The sequence below is a fragment of the Streptomyces bambusae genome, from assembly GCF_019400985.1.
Classification (GTDB): Bacteria; Actinomycetota; Actinomycetes; order Streptomycetales; family Streptomycetaceae; genus Streptomyces; species Streptomyces bambusae_A.
In genome coordinates this window covers 1-9,169 of record NZ_WTFF01000292.1, presented here as the reverse complement: position 1 = coordinate 9,169, position 9,169 = coordinate 1, and the positions used below count along the sequence as shown (strand labels likewise).

The 9,169-nt window shown below is 75.4% G+C and carries 8 protein-coding genes; 4 read left to right on the top strand and 4 right to left on the bottom strand.

Annotation, left to right across the window (positions count from 1 at the left end):
• From GPJ59_RS28840 to GPJ59_RS28830, 3 genes are all read left to right on the top strand, one after another.
• Positions 1-3,113 (top strand): type I polyketide synthase (locus GPJ59_RS28840; protein WP_219670638.1); only part of this gene is annotated, 3,113 nt, incomplete at its 5' end.
• Positions 3,110-4,570: a DHA2 family efflux MFS transporter permease subunit gene (locus tag GPJ59_RS28835; RefSeq protein ID WP_219670637.1), complete on the top strand. Its 1,461-nt coding sequence runs from the start codon at positions 3,110-3,112 to the stop codon at positions 4,568-4,570. The genes GPJ59_RS28840 and GPJ59_RS28835, both read left to right, overlap by 4 nt.
• On the top strand, positions 4,564-5,055 hold the full coding sequence (locus GPJ59_RS28830; protein WP_219670636.1) for a chorismate mutase: 492 nt from the start codon (positions 4,564-4,566) through the stop codon (positions 5,053-5,055). The genes GPJ59_RS28835 and GPJ59_RS28830 overlap by 7 nt, the downstream gene beginning before the upstream one ends.
• On the opposite strand, the gene GPJ59_RS28825 is transcribed toward GPJ59_RS28830, so the two are convergent.
• Both GPJ59_RS28825 and GPJ59_RS28820 read right to left on the bottom strand, forming a co-directional pair.
• Positions 5,001-5,789 (bottom strand): aminotransferase class IV, encoded by a 789-nt coding sequence (locus tag GPJ59_RS28825; RefSeq protein WP_219670635.1) that lies wholly within the window; start codon positions 5,787-5,789, stop codon positions 5,001-5,003. The genes GPJ59_RS28830 and GPJ59_RS28825 overlap by 55 nt on opposite strands.
• 210 nt (positions 5,790-5,999) lie before the next feature.
• Positions 6,000-6,713: a TetR/AcrR family transcriptional regulator gene (locus GPJ59_RS28820; RefSeq protein ID WP_219670634.1), complete on the bottom strand. Its 714-nt coding sequence runs from the start codon at positions 6,711-6,713 to the stop codon at positions 6,000-6,002.
• 103 nt (positions 6,714-6,816) lie between these two features.
• Here GPJ59_RS28820 and GPJ59_RS28815 point away from each other — a divergent pair, with 103 nt between their 5' ends.
• A complete protein-coding gene (locus GPJ59_RS28815) occupies positions 6,817-7,869 on the top strand; it encodes an aldo/keto reductase (RefSeq protein WP_219670633.1) in 1,053 nt (350 codons plus the stop codon).
• 20 nt (positions 7,870-7,889) lie between these two features.
• Here the strand turns inward: GPJ59_RS28815 and GPJ59_RS28810 are convergent, their stop codons facing one another.
• Positions 7,890-8,414 (bottom strand): SixA phosphatase family protein, encoded by a 525-nt coding sequence (locus GPJ59_RS28810; protein ID WP_219670632.1) that lies wholly within the window; start codon positions 8,412-8,414, stop codon positions 7,890-7,892.
• Between the two features lie 190 nt (positions 8,415-8,604).
• The gene (locus GPJ59_RS28805; RefSeq protein ID WP_219670631.1) at positions 8,605-8,913 is read right to left on the bottom strand and encodes a hypothetical protein; all 309 of its coding nucleotides are present in this window, start codon (positions 8,911-8,913) and stop codon (positions 8,605-8,607) included.
• Positions 8,914-9,169 lie beyond the last annotated feature (256 nt).

Below are 9,169 nucleotides of genomic sequence, written 5' to 3'. Positions count from 1 at the left end.
CGGGTGAGGTGGTGTTCACGGGGCGGTTGTCGGTGTCGGGTGTGTCGTGGCTGGGTGATCACGCGGTGGCGGGGTCGGTGCTGCTTCCGGGTACGGCGTTCGTGGAGTTGGGTGTGCGTGCGGGGGACGAGGTGGGGTGCGGCCGGCTGGAGGAGCTGACCCTCGAAGCCCCCCTGGTGCTCGCGGGCCGCGGAGGTGCCCAGGTGCAACTGTCGGTCGGCCCCGCCGACGACGACGGCACCCGGCCCCTCACCGTCCATGCCCGCCCCGCCCACGACACCGAAGGCCCGTGGACCCGCCACGCCTCCGGCCGCCTGGCTCCGGCCCCCGCCGGCCGACCGGCCGGACCGGAGCCGATCCCCGGTGGGGTGTGGCCCCCGGCGGGAGCCGAGCCCGTCGACCTCTCCGGCTTCTACGACGGCATGGCCGACGCCGGCCTCGACTACGGTCCGGCGTTCCGTGGGTTGCGGGTGGCGTGGCGGCTGGGTGACGAGGTGTTCGCGGAAGTGGCTCTGGAGGCGGGGGACGTGGCGGACGCGGGCCGGTTCGGCCTGCACCCCGCCCTTCTCGACGCCGCCCTGCACGCGGCAGGCCTCGGCACCCTCCTCGGCGGCCCCGGCGTCCGCCTGCCGTTCTCCTGGAACGGTGTCGAACTGCACGCCGCCGGAGCGGCGGCCCTGCGCGTCCGGCTGCGGCGGGTCGGCACCGACACGATCGACCTGACCGCCACCGACGCCACCGGCCGACCGGTCCTCACCGCGGAGGCGCTCTCGCTGCGTCCGTTGGCGGGTGGGGTGGCTGCCGGGGCGGTGGGTGATGCGTTGTTCCGGCTGGACTGGGTGCCGGCCCCGGTCGGCGGTGAGGCCGTGGCTGCGGGCCGGGTCGTGGAGGTGGACACATCGGCAGGCGTTCGCTGCGCCCTGGACGTGGTGCTGGGCGCGGTGCAGAAGCACATCGCCGACGAGGACGCCGAGCGTCTGGTGGTGGTGACGCGGGGTGCGGTCGGTGCGGGTGCGGCTGATCTGGCGGGTGCGGCGGTGTGGGGTCTGGTGCGTTCGGCGCAGTCGGAGCACCCGGGCCGTATCGCGCTGCTGGATCTGCCGGTCGGCGAGGACGCGGATGCGTATGTCGCTTCTGCCGAGCCGCAGGTGGTGGTGCGTGGGGGAGCGGCGCGTGTGCCGCGTCTGGTGCGGGCGGTGTCGCCGTCCGAGCCGGCTCCTGCGTTGTCGTTCGCCGCGGGCGGGACGGTGCTGGTCACGGGCGGTACGGGGACGTTGGGCCGGGCCGTTGCCCGCCACTTGGTCGCCGTGCACGGCGTACGGCACCTGCTGCTGCTCAGCCGTTCTGGTGGCGGCGAGGACCTGGTGGCCGAACTCGCTGAGGCGGGGGCGCAGGTGCGGGTGGTGGCGTGTGACGTCGCCGACCGCGAGGCGCTGGCCGCCGTCCTGGAGTCGATACCGGCCGAGCACCCGCTGACTGGTGTGATCCACACCGCCGGCGTCCTGGACGACGGCGTGGTGGAGTCCCTGACCGCGGAGCGGTTGGACAAAGTGTTGCGGCCGAAGGTGGACGCGGCGTGGAACCTGCACGAGCTCACCCGTGGGTCGGATCTGTCGGCGTTCGTGTTGTTCTCGTCGGCGTCCGGCCTGCTGGGTGCTCCGGGCCAGGGCAACTACGCCGCCGCCAACGCCTGTCTGGATGCGCTGGCCCAGTACCGGCGTGACCTGGGCCTGCCGGGGCTGTCGCTCGCGTGGGGTCTGTGGGCCGAACGCAGCGGCATGACGGGGGCTTTGGGTGAGGGGGACGTCGAGCGGATCAGCCGTGGCGGGGTCGCGGCGCTGACGACCGAGGAAGGCCTGGCCCTCCTCGATGCCGCACCCACCCACGACCAAGCCCTCCTCGTGCCCGTCCGCCTGGAGCTCCCGGCGCTGCGGGCCCGCGCCCGCCACGAGGACCTGCCGCCGCTGCTGCACGGCCTGGTCGCCCCGCGCCGGGACCGTGCCGCGGCCACCGGCCCCGCCCCGCAGGTCACCGAGGACCCGCTCACGCTGGTGCTGGCCCACACGGCGGCGGTGCTCGGCCATGCCTCGGCCGACCGGATCGAGGCCGACCGCAAGTTCCTGGAGCTGGGCTTCGACTCGTTGACCTCGGTACGCCTGCGCAACAGCCTCGGCACCGCCACCGGACTGCGGCTGCCGGCCACCGCCGTCTTCGACCACCCCACCCCGGCCGCCCTGGCCGAGCACCTGGAGGGCGAACTCGCGGCGGGCCGGACCGTACGCCCGGCCGAACCCGAGCCGGCGGCCGCCCAGCCGATCGCCGAGCTCTACCGCCGGGCCTGCGCCGACGGCAAGATCCACGAGGGCACGGCCCTGCTCGTCGCGGCCGCCGCCCTGCGACCGGCCTTCGACGACCCGGCGTACGCGGGGCCCGACCCGGTCAGCCTCGCCGAGGGGCCGCACGGGCCGGCGCTGATCTGCCTGCCCTCGGTCACCGCACTGTCGAGCCCGCACCAGTTCGCACGGTTCGCCGCGCCCTTCCGGGGTCACCGCGACGTATCCGTCCTGCCGCTGCCCGGATACACGGACGGCGAGGCACTGCCCGGCACCGCCGAGGCTCTGGTCGGGCACCTGGCCGGGGCGGCTCTGCGCCGAGCCGGGGGCGCGCCGTTCGCCCTCGCGGGCTACTCCTCCGGCGGCTGGCTCGCCCACGCGGTGGCCCGGCACCTCGAACGCTGCGGCACCCCGCCGGCGGGCCTGGTGCTGCTGGACACCTTCCTGCCCGAGGACGCGGCCCTGCCCGCGTTCCGCTCGGGCATGACCGACGCGATGTTCGAACGGGAGAATGACTTGGGCTGGATGACCGACACCCGGCTGACCGCCATGGGCGGTTACCTCCGCCTCTTCCACAACTGGCGGCCCGACCCCATGGCGGTGCCGACCCTGCTCGTCGGCGCGGACCGCTCCCTGGTCCCCGATGCCGCGCACCGGGCGTCCTGGCCGCTCGCGCACACGGCCGTCGACGTGCCCGGCGACCACTTCACGATGATGGAGGACGACGCGCACAGCGCCGCCCGCGCCGTCGCCCACTGGCTGGGGACGACCCTGTCATGACCGCACCGAACATCCCGGCCGCCGCGACGGCACCGGATCCGGACCCGGACCAGGCCCCGGACCCGGACCCGGCCCCGGCGGGCACCCGCCGGGGGCTGGGCCCCGAGGTCCGCAAGGCCGCCGCGGTCGTCATCGTGGGCGCGACGATGTCGTTTCTCGACTCGACGATCGTCAACGTGGCGCTCGACGCCCTGAGTACGGACCTGTCCGCCCCGCTGGCCACCGTCCAGTGGGTGGTCACCGCCTACCTGCTGGCGGTGGCCGCGGTCATCCCCGTCTCGGGCTGGGCCGCCCGCCGGTTGGGGGCCCGCAGGACGTACGTGTGGGCCGTGGTCGTGTTCACCCTCGCCTCCGCGCTGTGCGCGCTGGCGGCGAACGCACCCCAGCTCATCGCGTTCCGCGCGCTCCAGGGCCTCGGCGGCGGACTGATCATGCCCGTCGGCCAGATGATCCTGGCCCGGGCGGCGGGGCCGAAGAACATGTCCCGCGTGATGGCCACCGTCGGGGTGCCGATCGTACTGGCCCCGGTGTTCGGCCCGTTCGCCGGCGGCCTCCTGCTGCACCACGCCGACTGGCGGTGGATCTTCCTGGTCAACCTGCCCGTCGGGGCCGCGGCCGTCGCCTGCGCCCTGCTCCTGCTGGAGCCCGGCAGCCGTGAGGCGGCAGCGCCGCTCGACGTGCCGGGGCTGGTGGCGGTGTCCACGGCGATGGCGGCTCTGACGTACGGGCTCGGCGGCGGCGCCGGCGCCCCGTTCGCCCTGGGCGCGGGCGCGGTCCTGCTGGTCCTGTTCGTCCTGCGGAGCCTGCGCACCGCCCACCCCCTCCTCGACGTCCGGCTCTACCGCAGGCCGGTCTTCCGGGCCGCGTCCGTGACCACGTTCCTGCTGTCGACCGGCATGTACGGCGGGATGGTCGTCATGCCGCTGTACTTCCAGGACGTCCGGCAGGCGGACCCCGTCACCACGGCTGTGCTCCTGGTCCCCTCCAGCATCGGCGCGGCGGCCGCGACCTGGCTCTCCGGCCGGGCCGCCGAGCGGTGGGGCGGCGGCCGCACCGCACTGGCCGGGGCGGTGCTGAGCCTGGTCGCGTCCGTCCCGTTCGTCCTGCTGCGCGCGGACACGCCGTACGCGGTGATCGGCGCCGCCATGACCCTCTCCGGCTTCGGCGTCGGTCTGTCCGTCATGCCCGCGATGACCACCGCCTTCCGGACCCTGGAGCCCGCGAAGATCGGCGACGCCGCTCCGCAGCTGGCGGTCCTCCAGCGGCTGGGCGGGTCCATCGCGACGGCCGTGCTGGTGGCGGTGCTCCAGAGCGGACTCGACTCCGCGGACGCGACGGCGCCCGCCCGGGCGGACGCGTTCGCCGTCACCTTCGCCTGGTCGCTGGCCCTGTCGGCGGCGGCCGCCCTGGCCGCCGTACGGCTGGCCCGGGCCCAACGAGAGGAACCCGCATGCTGACCGCCAGTCCCGTCCTCACCCTGCCCGCCCGCCTGCCGGCCGCCCTGCCGGAGCCCGTCCCCGTGCCGGAGTCCGTCCCCGTGCCGGCTGCCCTGCCGGAGTCCGTCCCCGTACCGGAGCCCGCCCCCGTGCCGGCCGTCGGAGCGGCGTCGGGGACGACCTGCTGCACGCCTCGGACCGCCGCGGCGTCCCCCGTGCGGGCCCCGGCCGACGAGGAGGCGCTCTGCCACCGCGTGGACGCCACCGACGACCAGATCATCGCGCTGATCGTGCAACGGGCCGCGCTGGTGCACGAGATCCAGCGGAACCGGGCCGAGGCAGGCCGGCCGACCACCCGCCTCGCCCGCGAGACCCAGGTCATCGCCCGCTACCGGGGCAGCCTGGGCCGCGCCGGCGTGGACCTCGCGCTGCGGCTGCTGAACCTGTGCCGCTACCGCGGCGGCAGGGGCTCGGCGGAGGCCAGCCAGGCCTCGTGCCACTCCTGAGCCCGGGTCGCGGGGCCGGCGGTGACGCCGGCCCCGGACCATCCGGTCACGGCCCGGATGCCGTGCAGGGCGTTGACGACCCAGGTCTCGCACCCGTCCAGCTCCGCAGGCCGGGCCCGCCGGGTACGCACCGGAACCCCGAGCGCGGCGGCGCGGGCCACGATCCAGCCGGCCGTGACCCCTTCCAGGACGGGCAGTTCGGGGTCCACCACGCACAACTGCGGCCCCTCCCACCACACGAGGGTGGCGGTCGCGGCCTCCAGCACCAGGCCTTCCGGCGAGAGCAGCAGCGCGTTGTCGGCGCCCTCGGAGCGGGCCCGCGTGATCAGCCCGCCCAGTGCCGCCAGGTCCGGGCCCTTGCGGCGGGGCGCCCGCCGCGGGTCCTCGTACGTCGGCCACAGCCGGACCGTACGGGTCCGCTCGGGCGTACCGCGCAGCCGCAGCCGGAGGGTTCCCCCGGCCAGTTCCACCCGGGGGAACCAGTCACCCTCGCGGGGCAGCTGCGCGACGACGGCGTCCCAGAAGTCCGTCACGTCCCGGCCGGACACCTCGCGCACCCCCGCGGCGAACCGCCGCCGGTGACCTTCCAGACTCCGTACCCGGCCGTCCTCGACCAGCCACGAGTCGGCCACCTCGATCGCCCCGCCGACCGCCCTGAGCTCCCCGCCGACCGCCGGCGGACCGGTCTCGGCCAGCCCGTCCGGCCCGTACTCCCACACGCGCTCCCTTGCCATGCCCCGACCATAGGTTCCCGGCGCCGCCGCGGGCCGCAAGGTCAGGGGGACGACCACACGCCGTCGGGGTGCCCACGTCCACCCTCCGGGGTGGCGGGGGCGGGGGCCGGGGGTGGGCGCAGGCCCGGACCGGCCGCGCGCCGCGTGCTGCGCCGTATCGACCCCCAGCCAGTGAACATCCGGGCAGTCAGCCGGTGAACGCCCCGGCCCTCAGCCCGTGAACGCCCCGGCGCGGGCCGCCGCCGCGGCCGCGCGGGCCGCGCGGACCGCCGACGCCTCGTCGAGCGGGGCGCCGGTCGTCAGGAGGCGGTAGTAGAGGGGGGCGGAGACCTGGCGGACGACCTCCTCGGCGTCCGTGCCCTCCGGGAGTTCGCCGCGGCCGACGGCTTGCCGGACGCACGGTGCCCACTCAGCGACGCGCACCGCGTAGAAGTGGTGCAGCGCCTCGGCCGCTCTGTCGTCCGTGCCGGCCGCCGCGATCACAGCCCGGAACAGGGGCCCCTGGCGGGGGTCGGACAGGGTGCGGCGGACCAGGTCGGCGTTGGCGAGCAGGTCGCCGTCGAGGGTGCCCGTCTCCGTGCGGGGCACCGACTGCTCGGCCATGTCGCTCAGCAGGTCCGCGACCAGCCCGGCCGGTGTGCCCCAGCGCCGGTAGACCGTCGTCTTGCCGACGTCCGCGCGCCGGGCCACCTCGGCCAGGTCTAGCTGGTCGAAGCCGAGTTCGGCCAGCATGTCGCCGGCCGCGCGCAGCACCGCCGCCCGGACCCGGGCCGTCCGGCCGCCGGGCCGCTGGGTGCCCGGTTCCGCACCCGCCGCCACCCCACCGGCCTCGGCCTCGGTCCCGGTCCCGGTCCCGGTCCCGGTCTCGGTCTCGGTCTCGGTCTCGTCCTCGGCGCCGGTCCCCGTGCCCACATCACTCGCCATAACGGGTCTCCAGTTCCATTAATCCGCTGCTGCTGTTACGGTGGGATCAGCTTAAGGGGTCCAGCGTTCCGTTAACTATTGACTCGTCCTGAGGAGCTTTGTCATGGAGTACAGGCAGCTCGGCGCTTCCGGTCTCACCGTTCCCGCCCTCAGCTTCGGCGCCGGCACGTTCGGCGGCCAGGGCCCGCTCTTCGAGGCCTGGGGCGACACCGACGCCCGCGAGGCGCGTCGCCTCGTCGACATCTGCCTCGACGCCGGGATCACGCTGTTCGACACCGCCGACGTCTACTCGGCCGGCGCCTCCGAATCCGTCCTCGGCGCGGCCGTCAAGGGCCGCCGCGACCGCGTCCTGCTGTCGACCAAGGCTGGCCTGCCCACGGGCGACGGCCCCGGTGACGCAGGTACGTCCCGCTCCCGCCTGATCAAGGCCACCGAGGACGCCCTGCGGCGGCTCGGCACCGACTACATCGACCTGTTCCAGCTGCACGCCTTCGACGCGGCGACCCCGGTCGAGGAGGTGCTGTCCGCCCTCGACCAGCTCGTCCGCGCCGGCAAGATCCGCTACGTCGGCGTCTCCAACTTCGCGGGCTGGCAGCTGATGAAGTCCCTGGCCGCGGCGGACCGCCACGGCTTCCCCCGCTACGTCGCCCACCAGGTCTACTACTCCCTCGTCGGCCGCGACTACGAGTGGGAGCTGCTCCCGCTCGGCCGCGACCAGGGCGTCGGCGCCCTCGTCTGGAGCCCGCTCGGCTGGGGCCGGCTGACCGGGAAGCTGCGCCGCGGCCGTCCCCTCCCCGCCGGGAGCCGGCTGCACCGGACGGCCGACTACGGCCCGCCCGTCGACGACGAGCTGCTCTTCGACGTCGTCGACGTGCTGGACGGGATCGCGGCGGAGACCGGCCGGACCGTCCCCCAGATCGCCCTCAACTGGCTGCTGCACCGGCCCACCGTGTCCTCCGTCATCATCGGTGCCCGCAACGAGGAGCAACTGCGCCAGAACCTCGGCGCCGTCGGCTGGAACCTGATGCCCGAGCAGATCGCCCGCCTGGACGCCGTGAGCCACCGCCCGGCGCCGTACCCGTACTTCCCCTACGAGCGCCAGGAAGGCTTCGCCCGCCTCAACCCGCCCCTGACCGGCCCGGCCCCCCGCGCCTGAGGCCGGTCCGCGGCCGGGAGTCAGTCGCCCGGGGACCAGAAGGCGGCCAGGCGGGCGGACCCCGGGGCCAGGTCCGCCCAGGGGGCGCGGACGGTCAGCACCGCCACGGCCGACGTGGGGAAGGAATCGGCCAGCCGGTCGAGCAGCGGCTGCGGGCCGTCGCCGCACAGCTGCCGGGCCAGCTCGTGCACGGCGGGGTTGTGGCCCACGAGCAGTACTCCGGTCAGGTCGTCGGACCGTTCCCGCAGCGCGCCGAGCAGCTCGTCGGCGCCGGCCCGGTACAGCGCGTCCTCGTAGGCGGTCGGCGGGGGCGCGGCGAACGCCGGGAGCATCAACTGCCACGTCTGCCGGGTACGCCGCGCCGACGAGCACAGCGCGAGGTCCACGGCGTACCCGGACCCGGCGAGCCAGCGCCCGGTCAGCAGGGCGTCGGCGCGCCCCCGGTCCGCGAGCCCGCGGTCGAAATCCTCCGTTTCGTCCTTGGGCACCGCCTTCGCGTGGCGGACCAGCACGATCCGGCGCTCCTCGTCCGGCACCGTCCACACCTCCCGAATCTCCCGACGGCGGACCGTGCCGCACGGCGGCACGCCCCGCTCCTTCCCCGGCGCGGGCGCCCCAATCTTCGCCGCTCAGCCTCCGCCGACCGCCCAGGACGCCCGCCCGCGCCGGTCGATGTCGCCCGACCGGCCGGGACACGGAGTCGGACGCGGAGTGGGACGCGGGGCCGGACGCGGGTCAGGGGATCCGCCACTGCTGGGCCTTGTTCCCCGCGACGCACGGGACCACCGTCAGCTGCTGGCCCGCGCCGTTGTCGGTCAGGCAGCCGCCCTGGAAGGCGATGTCCTTGATGTAGTACGCGTTCGACGACGGGACCCGCTCCAGGTTCCACCACAGTCCGCCGCCGGCGCCGCCGAGCTCGACGCGCACGGTTTCGTTGAACTGCGTCAGGGCCCGGGCGAGCGGGGCACCACTGGCGGAGCAGACCCGGAAGGTCTCGTAGTTGCTGCGCTCGTACACCCAGCCGAAGGCCGTGGTGCCGCCCATGACCACCTTGGTCCCCGACTGGGGGCTGCTGCTGGCGAGGCCCACCTTCAGCCCGTCACCGACGTTGGTGAGGGCGCCCCAGACGCCCCCGCCGCAGCCCTGGGGCGGGGTGGACCCCGAGCCGCCGGGGCTGCCCCCGCCGGGACTCCCGCCACCGGGACTCCCGCCGCCCGGGCTGCCGCTGCCCGTGGTCGGGCTGCCGGAGCCGCCACCTGTCTCTTAACCACATCTGCCGCTGCCCACGAGCTTCCGCGTG

Excerpts from the sequence above, each read along its gene's own strand:
- GPJ59_RS28835 (WP_219670637.1), top strand. The coding sequence starts at position 3,110 with ATGACCGCACCGAACATCCCGGCCGCCGCGACGGCACCGGATCCGGAC.
- GPJ59_RS28830 (WP_219670636.1), top strand. The coding sequence starts at position 4,564 with ATGCTGACCGCCAGTCCCGTCCTCACCCTGCCCGCCCGCCTGCCGGCC.
- GPJ59_RS28825 (WP_219670635.1), bottom strand. The coding sequence starts at position 5,789 with ATGGCAAGGGAGCGCGTGTGGGAGTACGGGCCGGACGGGCTGGCCGAG.
- GPJ59_RS28820 (WP_219670634.1), bottom strand. The coding sequence starts at position 6,713 with ATGGCGAGTGATGTGGGCACGGGGACCGGCGCCGAGGACGAGACCGAG.
- GPJ59_RS28815 (WP_219670633.1), top strand. The coding sequence starts at position 6,817 with ATGGAGTACAGGCAGCTCGGCGCTTCCGGTCTCACCGTTCCCGCCCTC.
- GPJ59_RS28805 (WP_219670631.1), bottom strand. The coding sequence starts at position 8,913 with ATGGGCGGCACCACGGCCTTCGGCTGGGTGTACGAGCGCAGCAACTAC.